Origin of the sequence: Sneathiella sp. (genome assembly GCF_002694385.1) — a bacterium.
GTDB lineage: Bacteria > Pseudomonadota > Alphaproteobacteria > Sneathiellales > Sneathiellaceae > Sneathiella.
This window is the reverse complement of sequence record NZ_NZMB01000012.1, coordinates 534,120-551,685: the sequence shown is the minus strand read 5'-3', so window position 1 is coordinate 551,685 and position 17,566 is coordinate 534,120. Positions and strand designations below refer to the sequence as shown.

Here is a 17,566-nt window from a genome sequence, read left to right as displayed (position 1 = left end):
TGTTCGCTGAAAAGCGGCGCGCCGTCAACATGCCCGCCCGAAATATCGCTTGAAAGTCCGGCTCTACGGACGCGGATGCGCATTCCCGCGCTTACCTGTCGAACCAGAAAAGATCGGGCCGGTACATGCCGAAAAGCCCGCCGGGATCCCAGTTGTAAAGGCCCGCTTCCGGAACATTGCGAAGATCGTCCGACACAACGACCGGCTGCAGAATGGCGCCCACAACTCCAATGGTAAACTGCTGATCTACATGGATTTTCAACATTTCCCGCCAGATCGCGGCCTTCTCATCATCATCCATTGTTATGTGCCACCGCTCATACAGATCGAACAAATGCTGCGCCACGGGCATATCAACCGGCTCACCGGATTTCCCTTTGGTTTCATAATACTGGCCCCATTTAGGCCATTGATAGCTGATCTGGCTGGTCGGGGCGCGGCTCGCCGGGCTCGACTGCGCATTGGGAATACCATCTTCGAAGCCGCCCCATACAGACATTATCGTCTCGCCGGAGAAGATGCGATTGCGGAAAACCTCGCGCTGCGACGGCTTGGTGAAAAGCTCGACCCCGATTTTCGCCCAGCTATCCCGGATCAGTTCCAGAATATCGGATTGCTCCGTCTCCTCACCCGCCGTTTCGACAATAACCGTCAGCGGTCTGCCATCGGGCATCAGGCGTATGCCGTCCTTGTTTCGCTCAACAAGGCCGATTTCGTCGAGAAGCGCGTTGGCCCGGTCAATATCATAACTCGCCCATTTCGTCCCCAGCTCTTCCGTATAGAAAGGGCTTTGCTTCTGCACAGCATTGTTGCCTTCCACCGCCAGGCCGAAGAACAGGATATCGTTGATTTCTTCCCGGTTGATGCCAAGCGACAGAGCGCGACGGAACCGCACATCCCGCAACAGCTTGCGCCATTCCGGGTCTTCGGCATTCAGATTGGGATACAGGGTGAAATGCGATCCGCGCGCCGTTTCCCAGAGATAAACCTTGTATCCGGATCGCTCCTCATTCTCTTTGAGAAACGTCGCATCCTGCAAGCGGAGGCCGCGCGCCTGTAAATCCACATCACCCGATGCCGTCTTTGCCGGGATCAGCTTGCCTTCCGACACCGTATAGATGATCCGGTCGATATAGGGAAGCTGGTTACCTTCCGGATCAACCCGGTGAAAATAGGCGTTCCGCTCCCCTAAAAACCGGGTCGCAGGGGACGCGGTTACATTTTGCCAGGGCTGCAATGTGGGCAAATCGGGGTTGTTAAACTGATACAGATTATCAAGCCGGTTGTGATTGGCCGCCCATGATTTCATCATGATTTTCTGCTTTGGAGTCATTTTTGACATATCCATATGATCTTCATGGTGCGCTTTCAGATAATGCGCAGGCCGATAGATCAGCAGCGGCGCCGCCCCGGCGAGGGCGGGAAGGAAGTTGGGGTTCGGCACCGACCATGAATAAATCACAGTAAGCGGATCGGGAAATTCAACTTTCGGCAGTTCATCATGAACCAGCAGGGCGGCCGGCGGCCCGGCTGGCGATAATTTCGGATTATTTGCAATGTCTTCCCACCAGTAACGGAAGTCCTCTGACGTGAAGGGCTTCCCATCAGACCATTTATGGCCTTCACGCAGCTTCATGGTGAAAACCCGGCCCTCTTCAACCTCCACGGATTGCAGGATATCCGGAACGATTTCCAGACTGGCGTTATATCCCACCAATCGCGCATAGCCATTGACAAACATCAGCTTCACATCCGACGGATTGCCGATCAACGACCGCAAGTCACCGCCGTAGTGGCCGATGCTCTGCCCCTCCGCCAGTTTGGAAACCAGGGGATTTTCCGGCAATCTTTCTTTCATGGGCGGCAGTGTGCCTGCGGCAACCGCATCTTCAAAATAGGGAATTTCCGCCCGCGCCGCCGGGATTAGCAGCAGCATGAGGACAAGCGGCAAAAGGCCCGACCAGAATATGCGCTGTTTCATCACTGCTGAAACTCCTTCATATCCGTCTCTTCATGAACACGGACATAATGTCCGCCGCCAACATCCATCATGACCGGACTGCGCCGGGAATCCACCGTGAATGGGGCGGGCCAAAGCTCGGGGTTGGACGCTTTCTCCTCAACCAGATTGGCAAAATCCAGCCGATTATCGGGGTCCGGTTCCGGCACGGCGGCCAGCAGCCGCTTGGTATAGGGGTGAATGGGGTTATTGAACAGAAGCTCTTTCGGCGCCGTCTCCACAAGACGCCCCTTGCACATGACGGCAATGCGGTCAGCAATATAATCCACCACCGCCAGATTATGGGAAATAAACAGATAGGTGAGGCCCAGCTCCGCCTGTAGATCCTTCAACAGATTGAGGATTTGCGCCTGAATGGACACATCAAGGGCGGAAACCGGCTCATCACAGATCAGCAGGTCGGGTTTCAGCGCCAGCGCCCGGGCAATGCCGATCCTTTGCCGCTGTCCACCGGAGAAAGAATGCGGATATCGTCGCAGGTGCCGGATATCCAGCCCGACCAGCGTCATCAGCTCGCGAACCGTTTCCTCCCGCTCCGCCGTGGTTCCCACATTGTGAATGACCAGCGGCTCGGAAATGATATCGAAAACGGTCATGCGCGGGTTGAGAGATGAAAAGGGATCCTGAAAGATAAACTGCACCTTCTTGCGATAATCGAACAGCGCCTGCCCTTTTAGCGCCAGAACATCAATATCCTGTCCGCGATCATTATAGGTCACTCCCCCGCTTGTCGCGCTCAAGGCCCGCAGGATCAACTTGGAAAGCGTCGTCTTGCCGCAACCGCTTTCCCCGACAAGACCAAGGCATTCTCCGGGTTGGATAAAGAAGCTGACATTATCCACCGCCAGCACTTCGCCCGCCGGTTTCGTCCCGAACAGAGAGGTTTTGCGCGTCGTAAATCTCTTTGTCAGATGCTTGACATCCAGTATGGGCTTCTCGGCGCCGCCCGACATGGGGCGCGGATCGGCCTGCTCCAGAAACTTGCTGTCCGCTTCGCGGCGGATTTCACGGATCGGCGTCAATCGTTCCCCCGGCGCCATATTAAAACGCGGGATGGCGTGCATCAGCGCCTTGAGATAGGGGTGCTGCGGATTGCGGAAAATATCTTCGAGCGTGCCCTGCTCCATCACCTTGCCATGATACATGACAATGATTTCATCGGTCATGCTGGCGACAACGCCGAGATCATGGGTGATCAGCAGGATCGCCATGCCGAGCTGCTTTTGCAGGCTTTGCATGAGATCAAGGATTTGCGCCTGTATGGTCACATCAAGCGCGGTGGTCGGCTCATCGGCAATCAGCAGCGCCGGCTTGCAGATCATCGCCATGGCGATCATCGCCCTCTGACGCAATCCGCCCGACAACTCGAAAGGATAGGTATGAAACGCCGCGTCGGGATCCGGAAAACCGACAAGCCGGAGCATGTCAACCGTCAGGCGGACGCCTTCTTCACGACTTTTCTTGTGGTGCAGATGCAACGCTTCCGATATTTGATCGCCGATGGTATGCAACGGCGAGAGAGACGTCATGGGCTCCTGAAAGATAATGGAGATACGGCCGCCCCGGATATTTCGCATTTCCCGGCTGCCTGGTTTCAGCTTCGCAATATCATAAAAGACACCGGGCTTGTCGGGCTCGAAAAACAAAATTTCGCCCCCGGTGATATGGGCCGCTTTCGGAAGGATCGACATAATCGCCTGACTGATGACCGACTTGCCGGAGCCGGATTCCCCCACCAGCGCCACTGTCTTGCCATCGGGAACGCGAAAGCTGACCCCGTCCACGGCCTTAACCGTGCCTTCGGCAACGCGGAACTCGACCCGGAGATCCCTGACCAGCAGCACATTGGTCATGGGCCAGATCCCTTGCCGGGGGTCGCTGCGTCGGCAGATAACGGCAGAATGCGGAGGGTCAACAAGTTGGCATGGGTCGTCGGATCGATGCTCACGCCATTCCGCTCCGCCATGCCATAGGTCAGACGCAGCAGTCTGTGGAATTCATGAATTGTTGAATCAATACTCAACCTCACGTCCCCGCCTTTCAGTTTGAGCTGCATCCAGCCCGCCTCACGATCCCGCCGTGTGGAAAAATACTTGAGGGAATATCCGTCAAGCTCCTCCCATTTGATATGCCGGTTGATCGGCCCGACCATGTAAATTCCGTCATCCGTCACATTAAAGCGGGTAAATTGCCGAATAACTGTCCGAATGCCGTAGCCGATGAACAAAATCAGCAGAAAAACCAGCAGATAAAGAATGACAGATATCGGGTTTAACAACAAGAGCGGAACGGCCGTGAGAAGGATGCCAAAAACGGCGCGCGCATAGCTTCCGAACAGGCTCATAGGGGGATATCTGAAAACTGCGGTCATGCGATATCGCCGTTGTCGCCGGGGCCGGACAGATGTTCCGGCAGGCCGTCAATCAGGGCAAGCGCCCCCTGAACACTCACAAAGCGCACGGCCGCATGTCCGCAGAGGACGGAAAGCAGCCTGTAAAGTGCCGCCCATATCTCTTCATCATGAACCAGATGATGGCTGAGCAAACCCGTCGGTTCCAGCGGATCAGCGACCCCTTCGCGGCGGGCCGAGAGATGACCACAGATAAGGTCAACAAGCATTTCGTCCCTGACGGCCGATCTATTGCCGCGCCAGTCGATCAGATCAACATGGGTGTTAAGCTCGGCCAGCAGGGGGGCGGCCAGCGCCTCTTTCCGGGCCTTGTATCGGGACAGCCCGATAAAGCCGAGGGAGGGCAAGGCACCAATATGGTTGTCTGCAATGCGGTTCCAGGGAGGCACCATGATGGGGACGAACTGATCAGTGAACACCCGGCCAAGCAGCTCTTTTCCCGCCCGCAGCTCATCCGCAATCTCGCCTGCCGCACGATTTTCCGGAAATTCGGACTTCTTCGCCCCTTCCGGCGCAAAATTCTGATGCACATAGCCATGCTGCAAAATCGTGCAATAGGGATCAACGGCCCCCGCCAGATCCGGATCGAGGCGCGATGGGATAACCGCCGAGGCCAGCGGAATATCAAAATGCGCCCGCAAATCCAGCAACCGCCGAAAGGCGAGCGTTTCTTCTGACAGATCGTCATCCCGCCACCAGAAAGTCGCGATCTTCCCGGCCTGATGCCAGCGGTCCAGCTCCGCCGTCAGTTGGCCCCATTCATCCATGCCGCTTGCCCGCCCAGTCCTTCAGGAGTTCAACGCTCGCCCTTGCGCCATTTACGTCAATCGCGGCCTCCGCCGGTGGGCCCAGCAAGGCCTCATCCACTTTCGATGCCAGAATTTCCGATGTCAGCCCCTCTTCATCGGCGATTTTGAGCACGCCTTTTTCGGCCAACAGCCGGGCGCGCAATGTCTGTTCCGTCTCCAGCCCGCCCGCATAGGGCACAATCACCGCCCGGCATTTGGCGTAAAGCACCTCCATCACCGTGTTATAACCGCCCTGGCTGATGGACAGGGCGCAGTTCATCAACAAGGTCGTGAAATCGGGCCGGGCGCGTTCAATGATGACCCCTTCGGCCGCGAGGGCGGTAAGCTCATCGAATATTTCCGCCTCAACCGTAACCCCCACCATCATCCGCCATGTCAGCGCCTTCGCCGATGACAACGCTCGCGCCTCGATGGCCGTTTTAAGAAGATTGGTGCCGACCGCGCCGCCGCCACTGGAAACAATAACCTCACCCGCGCCGGGTGCCTCCGCCCCGCCCTTGACGCCCGTATGATCGACGACATAGCCCGTATAAAAGATCTTTTCACGAATGCGCGCCGTATGGGGGAAGGTTTTATCAAGCGAAATCAGCGCCGGATCACCATGCACCATGACATAATCGAAATAGCGTTCCACCAGGTCCAGCATTTCCTCATTGCGGCCCGGCTTGCTCTGCGCCACCAGGATATCGCGCACCGATGAAATGACCAGCGGGCGGGGCGTATCGGAGCGCGCTGCGCCCAGCAGCGGCAGAAGCTCGAACCGCATCTGGCGGCGGCCGAAAGGAAACAGCTCGGTAATCAGTATATCCGGCCGGATCTGCTGATAGATTTCCAACAGCCTGTCGGCCCGGCGCTGCCGCCACTCATCGTCAATCTGCTGTCCCTCCTCATCCACCAGTACCTTGAAATAGAGATCGGTCGCCCGCGTCGCCGGAAGCTGGATCAACCGCGCGCCGCCCAAATCCACATCAATTTCATGACCGCCGGAGACAACCGTCACATCAAATCCGGCCCGCATCATGTTGCGCGCCAGGGTCGCCGTGCGCTTCAGATGCCCGATGCCGAGCAGATGCTGCACATAAAAGAGGATTTTCACCGGTTCCTGCTGTTCCATCATACCTCTTTCATTGCGATATTGATCCGAAGCGGGCGAACGGCGCCCTCCTCTGTTACGTCGAACAGATGACCCGTCGCCCAGTCGAACCGGACCGGCGCCCGGTCCGTCATATCCCATTCATAAGCCATTGATTGCAGCGCCCGGATCACACCCTTGTGGGTGATCGCAATGGTATCGCGGCGCAGGCTTTTGAGGAAGGGTTGCAGCCGCGCCACCACATCGGCCGGGCTTTCCCCGCCCGGCGGCGTCATATTAAGGCCAAGGGATTCATTATATCTGAATTCCTCTCCATACTTTTGCCGAAGGTCGGGAATTGTCTCGCCCTCCCAGTCGCCCCAATGCATCTCGATGATGGCCGGTTCCAGCCTGACATTGCGCCCGCCCAGCAATTCGGCTGTCTGCCGCGTGCGGGTGAGCGGGCTGCTGACCCAGTCGAAATCGGCGAATTCATCGGGTACACGGCTATTTTCAAGCTCCGCCCGCCCGATGTCGGACAGCGCAATATCCGTCCGCCCCTGTATCCGTCTTTCCAGATTCCACCCTGTCTTGCCATGCCGGATGACCAGCAGTTTCACCATCAGAGGATCCTTTCAATATGCGATTTCAGGAGGCTGGCGGCATGCGCGATGCTGCGTTCCTCCGCCACGAAGGCGCGGGCCCGCTCCCCCATGCTTTGACGCCGTGCCGGATCAGACAGCAGGTCATCAATGGCTGTCGCAAAGGCCGCGTTGTCCCCCGGCGATGTCAGGATACCCGTCACCCCCCGCAACACCACATCGGGAACGCCGCGCAGATCCCCCGCCACCACCGGCAGGCCATATCCTTGCGCTTCCAGAAACGCCATGCCGTAAGCCTCCCCATGCGCGGGCCAGACATAAAGATCGGCGAACTCATACCATGCGGGCAACGCCTCTGGCGCCATGGCGCCAAGATAGACCGCCCGATCACCGATTGGAGACAGCGCCTTCTCCACGGTGGCGCGCATCTCCCCTTCGCCGATGACAAGAAGCTGCCAGTCATCGCGCGCCAGCAAGGCAAGGCCCTGCCCAAGCTGACGATAGCTTTCCATCTTATCCCCATCGCGCATCATGGCGACGCATAGCAGATTTTGTACATCGCTCCTGCCTCCAGCGCGGGCTATCTCCGCCGCAACATCAACCGGCGCGGCATTCTTGCGAAACATTTCCATATCAATAAAGGGGGGCAGCAGGATAAGCTCATGCCCCGGCGGGATGATCGGCTTCAGGCATTCTCCATCCAGCCGTGTCATATGAAACACCGCCCGGGCGGAGCGTATGGCCCTTTCCGCCGCGGCATATCCACTTTCCCAAGGCCCTGCGGCGCGCTTTGGCGCGTGACTTGCCTCCGCCACCATATAGGGGATCTGCAAAGCCTCACACACAAGGGGGCCAATCCAGTCCGGCGCCTTGTGATACAGGTGATAGGTAAACCAGCCCCTGGGTGCCTCGGCGGGACGGGCGCGCCATTTCGCGATCAGCCGCACCGCCTCCCGCCGCCCTTCTTCCTGCATCGCAGCCTGAAAGGCGGCATCGCCAGCTTTATCAAAACTCCGCAATTTCGAGGCAAGCTCGACCTCAAACCCCGCCCGTTCCAATGCCGCCCATAAGAGCCGCCCCATACGCCGATCCCCGGAGGGAACCGGATGGTCCGGCGATTTCATCGGCGCATAGAAAGCCAGCTTCATGATCCGCCGGTTCCGTCCCGCAATTCGGAAGTATGAGGGGCGCCCAGCCCTTCCGCCAGTTTCCCGACCCATTTTTGAACATCGAAGAGATCACGCAGCCGTGCATTTCCCGCATTGGAGAGCTTTGTGCGCAAGTCCGGGTTCCGGATCAGCCTTTCAAGAGCCGCCGCCATTGCGTCCGGATTCTGCGGCTCGACCAGCAGGCCCGTCTCCCCATCCATAATCAGCTCCGGTATGGCGGAAACATCAGTGGCGACGGTCGCGAGCTTCTGGCTTTGCGCCTCCATCAAAACATTGGGCAATCCGTCACGATCGCCATCCTCCGCAATGCGGCTCGCCAGCACAAAGATATCCGCCGATTTCAACGCGTCCAGCACCTCGCTTTGCGCCAGGGCGCCACGCCAGTCGATCCTGTCTGCTAACCCAAGATCTGCCGCCTGTTCTTTCAAGTCCTTCAGAAGCGGACCGCCGCCGATATGGGTAAAGTGCCAGTGAATATCTCCCGGCAGAGCCGCCAGCGCGTTCAGCAGATCATCATAGCCTTTCTTCGCGACCGCCCGACCGACAGAGAGGATTTCCACCGGCGCCTCGGCTTGCGATCCGTCCCGGACATGCCGCCGCGCGGCAAAATCCGGAAACCGGGCGAGATCAAGCCCATGATACATCAGCGAGACTTTCTTAGGGTCGGCGGCCAGACCGGACAGATACGCCGCATTGACAGACGTGCAGGTCACCAGCCAATCAAGATCCTCCAGCTTTTCGCGAAGTTCCCATTCCGGCGTTGTCCAGATGTCCTTGGCATGGGCGGAGCAGGCCCATTTCTGATCCGTCATCATCGCCGCATACCGTCCGACAGAGGCGGGCGTATGCAGAAAATGGACATAGATCATTGCCGTTTCTGTCGGCATCTCGGCCGCCAGGACCAGCGCCTGCCCGAAACGGCGAATGCGATTGGGAGTCAAATCCCGCCGCAGATCCTTAAGCCAGACGGCCCGTGCCGCCCGATATCCGGGAAGCCGCCGCGCCTTCCGCCATGAGCTGAAAACCCGCCGCGGTTCCTGATAAAGATATTCCGGCAGATAGTTGACAGTGGAAACTATCTCCTGATGGATCGGATGTGTGGATTTATCGGTCGGATGACGCAGTGAGACAAGCTGCAATCGGAGACCCGATTTTTCCAGCGCCCGCAGCTCCTGCGCAATGAAAGTTTCCGACAGGCGCGGATAGCCTTTCAGCACCACGACAACAAGCGGAAATTCAGTCTCTGGGTTGGACATGGCGCTCCGGTCCGGGTTTAACGTCCCGCATTGTTAAGGGCGATTGCGCGAAATAGCAACCGGCAATGAGGCAAAGCTGCCATGGGGCCAAAGGCGGGTAATTTCCTCCTTGCGGCAGGCGCGCGATTTATGAAACACTACCGGCGCGGAGGGTAGGCCTGTCTTCACGGGCCAATGGAGTGGACGGGTCGCGTTGATGGAACACAGCATATATAAGTATATTCTGCGCTACAGCATGAAACAGCAGGTTATACTCACCGTGCTGTCCGTCCTGTCCTTTCCCGCCCTTTATTATTATCTCGAACTGCCGAAGCTGATCATCAATCAGGCCATTCAGGCAAATGACATCTCCTTTCCCGTTGAATATATCGGATTTGAGTTTGACCAGACCGCGTTCCTGTATCTGACGGTCGGGCTGTTCCTGTTGATGGTGGTCATCAACCAGGCTTTCAAATATGTGATCAATGTCTATCAGGGGATCACCGGGGAACGGATGCTGCGCCGGCTGAGATATGAGCTGTATTGCCGCATCCTGCGCTTTCCGCTGCCGACATTCCGCAAGAAAAGCGCGGGCGAGATTATTCCCATGATCACGGGAGAGGTGGAACCGCTTGGCGGCTTTATCGGCGAGGCCTTTGCCCTGCCGATCTTTCAGGGCGGCTATCTGGTCGTCATTATGAGTTTTCTGGTCATCCAGAACTGGGTGATGGCGCTGGCGGCTATTGCCCTTTATCCGTTACAGGCTTATTTCATCCCGAAATTGCAGAAAAAGGTCAACCTGCTCGGCAAAGAACGGGTTCGTCTTGTCCGTTACCTTTCCGACCAGCTCGGCGAGAGTGTCAGCGGCGTCGAGGAAGTGCATGCCCATGACGGCTCCAACTACATGCGGGCCATGTTCTCAAACCAGCTCGGCAAGATATATGATGTCCGTTATCGCATCTATCTGCTTAAATTTGTTATCAAATTCCTGAATAACTTCATCCAGCAACTGGGTCCTTTTTTCTTTTACGCCATCGGCGGCACGATGGTCATCAACGGATCGCTGGAAGTCGGGACGCTGGTGGCCGCCATCGGCGCACATAAGGAAATGGCGGCACCCTGGAAAGAGCTCCTCGCCTATTATCAGCGGCGCGAGGATGCGCGGATCAAATATGAACAGGTGGTGGAACAGTTCGAACCCGTCGGAATGCGCGATGAGGACAACCAGCTGATCGAGCCCGAGGAAATCCCGCGCCTGACGGGTGAGCTGATCGCCAGCAATCTGGAGCTGTCCGACGATACCGGCAACCGCATCCTCGACGGGCTCAGTGCCCGCCTGAAGCTTAATCAGCGGATTGCCATCATCGGCCCCGCCGGTTCGGGGCGGGAGGCGCTGACACAGGTGCTGGCGCGGCTGATCGACCCGGATCGCGGGCGGCTGATTGTTGGTGACCTCAACCTTGTCACCGTCCCCGAAGCCATTGTCGGCCGACGGATTGCCTATGTGGGGCAGCATGGCTATGTGTTCAACGCCAGTCTCGGTGATAATCTTTTTTACGGGCTAAGACATCGGCCGCTCCATGAGGTCAACTATACAGGCGAAGCGGAAGCGGCGCGCCTTGCGTATATCCGCAATGCCGAACTGAGCGGCAATTCCACAGATGACGTTGATGCCGATTGGCAGGATTATGCGCTTGCCGGGGTTGAGGATCAGGAGACACTCCGGGATCGGGCTCTGGAAGTCCTCGAAATGGTCGATCTCGGCGACGATGTTTACAGGCTGGGTCTGCGCAGCACAATTGATCCGGATCAGGAACCGGAGACGGCGGAACTGGTTCTGGCCGCCCGCCGCCTGTTTTTTGACAAGGTCGAGGCGGACCCCAGTCTCAAGAATATGATAGAGGCATTCGATCAGCATACATACAATACCAACGCGTCGGTTGCGGAAAACCTGCTGTTCGGGACGCCCGTAGGCGATGCCTTCGATCTTGATCGCATGGCGGAAAACCGCTATGTCCGCAAAATCATCGAGGAAGCTGGTCTCACCGAAACCTTCCTGAGCATGGGGTACCAGGTGGCGACGCTGATGATTGAACTGTTCGCCGGATTGCCGCCGGATCACGAGTTCTTCCAGCTTTACAGCTTTATTTCTTCCGAGGATCTGCCTGATTATCAGGCCCTGCTTGGGCGTATTGATGCCGATCGTCTTGATACGCTGCGCGAAGAAGACCGCCTGCGCCTCATGTCGCTGCCGTTCAAGGTCATTCCCTCCCGCCATCGTCTTGGCGTCCTGACCGACGATATCGAGGAGAAGATTGTCGCCGCCCGCCAGCGCTTTGCCGAGGAACTGCCCGCTCACCTCAAATCCAGCATCGCCTTCTTCGATGCCGAGGCCTACAACCCGGCAACCAATCTGCAGGACAATATCCTGTTCGGCAAGATCGCCTTCGGCTATGCGCAGGCGGCGGAGAAAATCGGCACCGTCCTGTCACAGGTCGTTGCAGAAATGTCCCTGCGCGGCACCATCATCGAGGTCGGGCTGAATTTCCAGGTTGGCTCCGCCGGGGGACGGTTAAGCGCCAGCCAGCGCCAGAAACTCTGCATTGCCCGTGCCATCATCAAGCATCCGGATATCATTGTTCTCAATCAGGCGACATCCTCACTCGATCTTTCAACCCAGGTGCGGCTGATGAAGAATATTCTGGAGGAATTCAGCGACCGGGCGGTCATCTGGTCGCTTGATCATGCCGACAAGACGCTCGATTTTGATTGTGTCATGATCCTGAAGAGCGGGCGGGTCGCCGAACAGGGTGAACCGGCGAAGTTAAAAGAAACAAGCACCCTGTATAAAGAGATGTTGGCGGCCTCCTGAGGCTGAAAAAGGAGAAAACGCGTGAGTCTGAAAGAAGAAGTCGAAATCCTCCGGCAAATCCCCCTGTTTGCAAAGATTGATCCCTCGCGGATCAAACTGCTGGCCTTCACGTCTGAACGGCTGACATTTCAGCCGGATGACATTGTCTGCAAACAGGGCGATATCGGTGATGCCGCCTATTTTATCATGGCGGGTGAGGCGGATGTTATCGTCGATACGCCTTCAGGGCCGCTGACCGTTGCGACCCTCGGCAAGAATGACGTGGTCGGCGAAATCGCCATCCTGATTGATATTCCGCGCACCGCCACCATCAAGGCGAAAACCGAACTCACCACGCTGAAAATCACCAAGGACGTGTTTTTCCGCATGGTCACCGAATTTCCCGAAATGGCCGTGGAGATGATGCGGGTACTGGCCGAACGGCTGGTGCGGACGACGGATGATCTGCAGAAAGCGCAGGAACGGATCCGTAACGGATCATGAGGGCGTCATGGCGCCATTGTAAATGTAGCGTATGAGTGAGGCTTGATAATGGAAAACGGCTGGTTCTCCGCCCTGTCCGTCTATTGCGACCCCCGCATCCTCGGCATCACGCTGCTTGGCTTCTCCTCCGGTGTTCCGCTGCTGCTGACCGGCAGCATCCTGCAGGCCTGGCTGACGCAGGAACAGATCGATCTCACCTCCATCGGCCTTTTTACCCTTGTCGGGCTGCCCTATACCCTCAAATTTCTCTGGGCGCCGGTGATCGACAGCATTCGCCTGCCGCTTCTCTCCCGCCTGTTCGGCAGACGGCGGAGCTGGCTGCTATTGCTTCAGGCGCTGCTGATGGCGGCGACGCTCCTGCTCGGCTTTTCCGACCCCCGGTCCGATCTTCTCTACATCAGCGTGATGGCGGTGGCCGTCGCCTTTACCTCCGCCTCCTATGACATCATTGTCGATGCTTTCCGGATTGAGCTTTGCAACGAGAAGAATATGGCCGCAGGCGCTGCCACTTTCGTTTACGGCTATCGCATCGCCATGTGGCTGACCGGCTTTTCCAGTTTCATCATCGCCGATTATTTCGGCTGGACCGTCAGCTATATGGTCATGGCCGGATTTATCCTGGTGGGTGTGGTGACGGTTCTACTGACGCCGGAGCCCAGGGCCTCGGAAACTCTCCCCACCGACACGCGGGAAGGGGGGGAAAACGCCTATCTTGGCTGGCTGAAAACCTCCGTCATCGACCCGTTCATTGATTTCATGAAACGACCCGACTGGCTGGTCATCCTGCTGTTTACCGTTCTCTACAAATTCGGCGACAGCCTGGCAGGCGCCATGTCCAACCCCTTTTACCTGCAAACCGGCTTTAGCCTGACCGAGATTGCCCAGGTCGTCAAAACCTTTGGCACCGTGGCGACATTCGGTGGGCTTTTCATTGGCGGCTGGCTGCTCGCCGCGACCAGCATGTATCGCGCGCTCTGGGTCTGTGGCATCCTGCAAATGGCCTCCAACCTGATGTTCGCGGCGCTGGCAGCCATTGGTCCGGATATCTCCTTCCTCGCCCTCACCATCGGGCTTGAAAATCTCTCGGGCGGCATGGGCACGGCGGTTTTTGTCGCCTATCTTTCCAGCCTCTGCAATGTCGCCTATACGGCAACGCAATATGCCCTGCTCTCTTCCCTGATGGCCGTGGCGCGCACCGTACTGGTCTCGCCCGCCGGATGGCTGGTGGAGAGGCTCGGCTGGATGGAGTTTTTCATTCTCACTACCGTTGCGGCCTTGCCGGGGCTCCTGCTGCTCTGGTATCTCTCAAAGCGACAACCTGTTGAACAGACAAGCGGGATATCATAAAGAAACCTGCGGGAGGAACGCATGAATATTGCCCGGCTGCTTGGGCGCACCGCCGCCACATATCCGGACCAGCCCGCCCTCGCCCATGGCAAGAATATCGTCGCCAGCTATCAGGAGTTCGACGATCAAGCGGCGGGGCTCGCGGGCGCGTTACGCGGAAAGCTTGGCCTGAAGGCCGGAGACCGTGTTGCCCTCATCATGAAGAACCACCCCGAATACTGGATTGCGCTGTTCGCCGTGTGGCGGGCCGGCCTTGTCGCCGTGCCGGTCAATGCCAAGCTGCATATCAATGAATTCCGCTATATTCTGGAAGATTCCGGCAGCCGCCTTGCCTTCGCAACGCCGGAGCTGGCCACCGACCTTACCCCGCTGACCGGCGAGCTGCCCGATCTTGACGCTGTCATTTCCATTTATGATGATGGTTTCCAGGCTCTCAAAAAAGAACCGGCGATCGAATGTCAGGACGCCTCAGGCGATGATCTCGCCTGGCTCTTCTATACCTCCGGCACCACGGGAAAGCCGAAGGGCGCCATGCTCAGCCATCGCAACCTGCTGGCCGCGACACTCAGCTATTTCGCCGATGTCACGTCTCATGATCCCGGCGATTGCATGATCCACGCCGCACCGCAAACCCATGGATCGGGCCTCTATGGCCTGCCGCTCATTGCCAAGGGGGGCATTCAGGTGACGCCCCAAAGCGGCGGCTTTGATCCCGCCGAAACGCTGGATCTGATCGCCCATTACCCCAACTGCTGCTTTTTCTTCGCCCCGACGATGGTGCATCGGCTGATCTCCAGCCCCGCTTTTGAGAAAGCCGACACCCGTAACCTGAAGATCATCGTCTATGGCGGCGGGCCCATGTATGAAGCGGATATCCGCCGCGCGATCACAGCCCTCGGCCCCCGTTTTGCGCAGATTTACGGTCAGGGCGAAAGCCCGATGACCATAACCGGCCTGACCCTGGCGATGATCCGCGATGAAAATCACCCAAGACGCAGCCAGCTTCTGGCTTCCGTCGGGGTGGAGCGAACGGATGTCGAGGTGCGCGTGGTCGATGAAAATGATACGCCACTGCCAACCGGCGACATTGGCGAGATTGTCGTGCGCGGCGATGTGGTCATGCAGGGCTACTGGAAAAACCCGGAAGCCACCAAAGAGGCCTTGCGCGGCGGATGGCTACATACCGGCGATATGGGATGTTTCGATGCGGACGGCTTTCTCACGCTCAAAGATCGTTCAAAGGACCTGATCATCTCGGGCGGTACGAATATTTACCCCCGCGAGATTGAGGAAGCCCTGCTCACCCATCCCGATGTCGCGGAAATCTCGGTCGTCGGCCGCCCCCATGCGGACTGGGGGGAGGAGGTCATCGCCTTTATCGTGCCTCGTCGCGGTACGCAGCCCACAATAGACGAGCTGGACAGGCATTGTACCGCGCAGATTGCCCGGTTCAAACGACCGAAAGAATATATTTTCATCGACGAGCTGCCGAAGAATAACTACGGGAAAGTTCTGAAAACCGAGCTGAGAGCGCGCTTTACGTCACCTTCGGGGTAGCGGCGCATCCCGTTTCATCCTGTCGATTGCCGCCACGGCGCCGGACAGAGTGTCGATGCCCCACAGCCCGTCCGAATAGAGGGCGAACGGTGCCGATCCGGACCAGGAAACAAGCGTCCTGCTTTTCTCCGGCAACCATTTCATCTTGTCATCCTGATAGGGATTTGCCGCCGCCGAACGGCTGAGACGCAGCCGGATATCACCGCGATCATAGGGGCGCCGTCTGATGTGATAATCGGTAATTTGATCTGCGGTATATTCCGTTTGATGCAGGCGAAAAAAGCCTTTTCGTAACAGGACCGCCCGTTCATTTGTCAGAAAATAGGCGGATTGCCACGCCCGCCAGCCGTATCGCAGCGGACCGGTCAACAGCCAGAGCGATCCTGCTATCAAGGCTATCTCCGGCAGCCGGATATCTCCCGGCTCCTCCGATTTCCACCAGATCATGAACAGGAGAGCGCATAAAAACACTCCAATCGGAAAATACCAGAAGTTAAACAGCATCGAGCGCAAGACCCCCGGTCGCCCCGCCCAGAGGAGGGTTTCATCGGGCCGGACAACATGACTATGAAACCAGTTCGCAAGGGGGCCGCCCATCCCGGCAGACGTCATGTCAGCTCCTTGTCCTCACGCCTGCGGGCCGGAAGGCTATTCTGCACCTTCCGTTTCCGTCGGCACCTTCGGTTCCAGATATATTTCTTCAAGCGCCGCAAGACCTTTTTGCAAAGCCTTGCTGTTTTCTGCGCCAAGGCGGGCCATCAGCTTGGCCTCTTCGGCCTGCATCATCGGCACCAGCTTGTCATAGGCCCGGCGGCCCTGCTGCGTCAGGGAAATCCGTTCAAGCCGACGGTCCTTCTCATCCACATCCCGCCGGACCCAGCGACGTTTCTCCAGCGTCAGGATGGCCCGGCTGACCTTCGTCTTGTGCATGGTGGAGTAATAGGAAATATCCGTCGCGGTCATGGCCTGCGCCTGACCGAGCAGCGCAAAGGCCCGCCATTCCGCGCGCGACAGATCATATTCCGCCTTGTAGGCAAGGCTGACACGATGGCTCAGCGCCTCTGTCAGGCGGTTGAGGCGATAAGGCAAAAACTGTTCCAATATCAAGGTCATAGAGGACTTTCGGCCAGTGACAACGGGATTGTTACAAATGTTACCAATATGCAGGACGTAATTCAACCGGCAACACAACCCGTTCTCGCCGTTGTGATTTGGCTCACAATCCGGACGCGGAACGCCTCAAAGAGGCCGCTTAATGATCGCCCGCAGTCTCCTTGCGGTTTTTTCTGCCGCGAAGATATCCGTTTACAAGTTTGAACAGGATATAGGCAACTACACCGGCCAGCAGCGCCCCGAAAATCTTGTGCTGAACCCCCGCCATCTGGCCGATAAACCGTTCCGCCGCCTCTCCAAACAGATAGCCGATCGTCGTAAAACAGGTGGCCCAAACGCTGGCCGCGATCATGTTGAAGATCAGGTATTTAGCCGCCGGAACATTGGAAAGGCCAAGCGCAACCGGCGCTATATTGCGAATTCCATAAATAAATCGAAACGAGATTATGAATTTGATCGGATGCCGTTCGATCATCCCAAGCACGCGGGCAAAGGACGAATACCCCCTGATTTTCTGGACAATTTTATAATCAGCATGACGACGGCCAAGGTAGAACCAGAGCTGATCTCCTGCAAAGGTTCCAAGAAAGGCGCAAAGGCCTAACAGATACGGGTTGAAATATCCCTGATGCGCCAGAAAGGCTCCGATGATGACAACCGTCTCGCCTTCGAAAAACGTCAGTATGATAATCGCCAGCAACCCGTAATCCGCCAGAAGTGCTTCAAATGACGGCATGGCAAGGCCTCTTCCGCTGCATCGGATGTCTTTCTTGTTGAGCGTGCGGATATTCTCTGTCAATCCGCCACGCGCGATTGGAAATATGCAAAAATGTCTGTCGCTGATCCGCCCGGCGCAGCATATCCCGGCCCTCCAACA

The 17,566-nt window shown here is 57.4% G+C and carries 15 protein-coding genes; 4 read left to right on the top strand and 11 right to left on the bottom strand.

Features of this window, described 5'->3' with window-relative positions; all coding sequences use genetic code 11:
- Nucleotides 1-91 precede the first annotated feature (91 nt).
- From CMN55_RS09265 to CMN55_RS09230, 8 genes are read right to left on the bottom strand one after another with little or no spacing between them, the layout of a single operon-like run.
- A complete protein-coding gene (locus tag CMN55_RS09265; protein WP_293949507.1) occupies nt 92-1,981 on the bottom strand; it encodes an ABC transporter substrate-binding protein in 1,890 nt (629 codons plus the stop codon).
- Complete coding sequence (locus CMN55_RS09260) at nt 1,981-3,873, bottom strand: ABC transporter ATP-binding protein (protein ID WP_293949506.1); 1,893 nt, start codon at nt 3,871-3,873, stop codon at nt 1,981-1,983. The genes CMN55_RS09265 and CMN55_RS09260 overlap by 1 nt, the downstream gene beginning before the upstream one ends.
- Entirely contained in the window at nt 3,870-4,364 is a 495-nt protein-coding gene (locus CMN55_RS09255) for a hypothetical protein (protein ID WP_293949505.1), read from the bottom strand. The genes CMN55_RS09260 and CMN55_RS09255 overlap by 4 nt, the downstream gene beginning before the upstream one ends.
- A gap of 23 nt (nt 4,365-4,387) precedes the next feature.
- Nucleotides 4,388-5,197 (bottom strand): polysaccharide deacetylase family protein, encoded by an 810-nt coding sequence (locus CMN55_RS09250; RefSeq protein ID WP_293949504.1) that lies wholly within the window; start codon nt 5,195-5,197, stop codon nt 4,388-4,390.
- Nucleotides 5,190-6,356: a glycosyltransferase family protein gene (locus CMN55_RS09245; protein ID WP_293949503.1), complete on the bottom strand. Its 1,167-nt coding sequence runs from the start codon at nt 6,354-6,356 to the stop codon at nt 5,190-5,192. The genes CMN55_RS09250 and CMN55_RS09245 overlap by 8 nt, the downstream gene beginning before the upstream one ends.
- Entirely contained in the window at nt 6,353-6,934 is a 582-nt protein-coding gene (locus tag CMN55_RS09240) for a histidine phosphatase family protein (RefSeq protein WP_293949502.1), read from the bottom strand. Before CMN55_RS09240 ends, CMN55_RS09245 begins: the two co-directional genes overlap by 4 nt.
- The gene (locus CMN55_RS09235; protein WP_293949501.1) at nt 6,934-8,061 is read right to left on the bottom strand and encodes a glycosyltransferase family 4 protein; all 1,128 of its coding nucleotides are present in this window, start codon (nt 8,059-8,061) and stop codon (nt 6,934-6,936) included. Before CMN55_RS09235 ends, CMN55_RS09240 begins: the two co-directional genes overlap by 1 nt.
- On the bottom strand, nt 8,058-9,338 hold the full coding sequence (locus tag CMN55_RS09230) for a glycosyltransferase family 4 protein (RefSeq protein WP_293949500.1): 1,281 nt from the start codon (nt 9,336-9,338) through the stop codon (nt 8,058-8,060). Before CMN55_RS09230 ends, CMN55_RS09235 begins: the two co-directional genes overlap by 4 nt.
- 196 nt (nt 9,339-9,534) lie before the next feature.
- Between CMN55_RS09230 and CMN55_RS09225 the strand changes: the two genes are divergently transcribed.
- Genes CMN55_RS09225 through CMN55_RS09210 form a run of 4 tightly spaced genes read left to right on the top strand, consistent with a single transcriptional unit; the run spans nt 9,535 to nt 15,576 of the window.
- A complete protein-coding gene (locus CMN55_RS09225; RefSeq protein ID WP_293949499.1) occupies nt 9,535-12,189 on the top strand; it encodes an ABC transporter ATP-binding protein/permease in 2,655 nt (884 codons plus the stop codon).
- A gap of 21 nt (nt 12,190-12,210) precedes the next feature.
- A complete protein-coding gene (locus CMN55_RS09220; protein ID WP_293949498.1) occupies nt 12,211-12,672 on the top strand; it encodes a cyclic nucleotide-binding domain-containing protein in 462 nt (153 codons plus the stop codon).
- 48 nt (nt 12,673-12,720) lie between these two features.
- The gene (locus CMN55_RS09215; RefSeq protein WP_293949497.1) at nt 12,721-14,019 is read left to right on the top strand and encodes an AmpG family muropeptide MFS transporter; all 1,299 of its coding nucleotides are present in this window, start codon (nt 12,721-12,723) and stop codon (nt 14,017-14,019) included.
- Nucleotides 14,020-14,040: 21 nt separating this feature from the next.
- On the top strand, nt 14,041-15,576 hold the full coding sequence (locus tag CMN55_RS09210) for an acyl-CoA synthetase (protein WP_293949496.1): 1,536 nt from the start codon (nt 14,041-14,043) through the stop codon (nt 15,574-15,576).
- On the opposite strand, the gene CMN55_RS09205 is transcribed toward CMN55_RS09210, so the two are convergent.
- The 3 genes from CMN55_RS09205 to CMN55_RS09195 form a co-directional block, all read right to left on the bottom strand.
- Nucleotides 15,562-16,188: a hypothetical protein gene (locus CMN55_RS09205; RefSeq protein WP_293949495.1), complete on the bottom strand. Its 627-nt coding sequence runs from the start codon at nt 16,186-16,188 to the stop codon at nt 15,562-15,564. The genes CMN55_RS09210 and CMN55_RS09205 overlap by 15 nt on opposite strands.
- A gap of 36 nt (nt 16,189-16,224) precedes the next feature.
- Complete coding sequence (locus CMN55_RS09200; RefSeq protein WP_293949494.1) at nt 16,225-16,689, bottom strand: MarR family winged helix-turn-helix transcriptional regulator; 465 nt, start codon at nt 16,687-16,689, stop codon at nt 16,225-16,227.
- Between the two features lie 139 nt (nt 16,690-16,828).
- Nucleotides 16,829-17,425 carry a DedA family protein gene (locus CMN55_RS09195; protein ID WP_293949493.1) on the bottom strand — a complete coding sequence of 199 codons (597 nt, stop codon included), beginning with the start codon at nt 17,423-17,425 and terminating at the stop codon, nt 16,829-16,831.
- Nucleotides 17,426-17,566 lie beyond the last annotated feature (141 nt).

Bases quoted from the DNA above. Each gene is read 5' to 3' on its own strand.
- CMN55_RS09265 (WP_293949507.1), bottom strand. From the start codon at position 1,981: ATGAAACAGCGCATATTCTGGTCGGGCCTTTTGCCGCTTGTCCTCATG.
- CMN55_RS09260 (WP_293949506.1), bottom strand. From the start codon at position 3,873: ATGACCAATGTGCTGCTGGTCAGGGATCTCCGGGTCGAGTTCCGCGTT.
- CMN55_RS09255 (WP_293949505.1), bottom strand. From the start codon at position 4,364: ATGAGCCTGTTCGGAAGCTATGCGCGCGCCGTTTTTGGCATCCTTCTC.
- CMN55_RS09250 (WP_293949504.1), bottom strand. From the start codon at position 5,197: ATGGATGAATGGGGCCAACTGACGGCGGAGCTGGACCGCTGGCATCAG.
- CMN55_RS09245 (WP_293949503.1), bottom strand. From the start codon at position 6,356: ATGATGGAACAGCAGGAACCGGTGAAAATCCTCTTTTATGTGCAGCAT.
- CMN55_RS09240 (WP_293949502.1), bottom strand. From the start codon at position 6,934: ATGGTGAAACTGCTGGTCATCCGGCATGGCAAGACAGGGTGGAATCTG.
- CMN55_RS09235 (WP_293949501.1), bottom strand. From the start codon at position 8,061: ATGAAGCTGGCTTTCTATGCGCCGATGAAATCGCCGGACCATCCGGTT.
- CMN55_RS09230 (WP_293949500.1), bottom strand. From the start codon at position 9,338: ATGTCCAACCCAGAGACTGAATTTCCGCTTGTTGTCGTGGTGCTGAAA.
- CMN55_RS09225 (WP_293949499.1), top strand. From the start codon at position 9,535: ATGGAACACAGCATATATAAGTATATTCTGCGCTACAGCATGAAACAG.
- CMN55_RS09215 (WP_293949497.1), top strand. From the start codon at position 12,721: ATGGAAAACGGCTGGTTCTCCGCCCTGTCCGTCTATTGCGACCCCCGC.
- CMN55_RS09210 (WP_293949496.1), top strand. From the start codon at position 14,041: ATGAATATTGCCCGGCTGCTTGGGCGCACCGCCGCCACATATCCGGAC.
- CMN55_RS09205 (WP_293949495.1), bottom strand. From the start codon at position 16,188: ATGACGTCTGCCGGGATGGGCGGCCCCCTTGCGAACTGGTTTCATAGT.
- CMN55_RS09200 (WP_293949494.1), bottom strand. From the start codon at position 16,689: ATGACCTTGATATTGGAACAGTTTTTGCCTTATCGCCTCAACCGCCTG.
- CMN55_RS09195 (WP_293949493.1), bottom strand. From the start codon at position 17,425: ATGCCGTCATTTGAAGCACTTCTGGCGGATTACGGGTTGCTGGCGATT.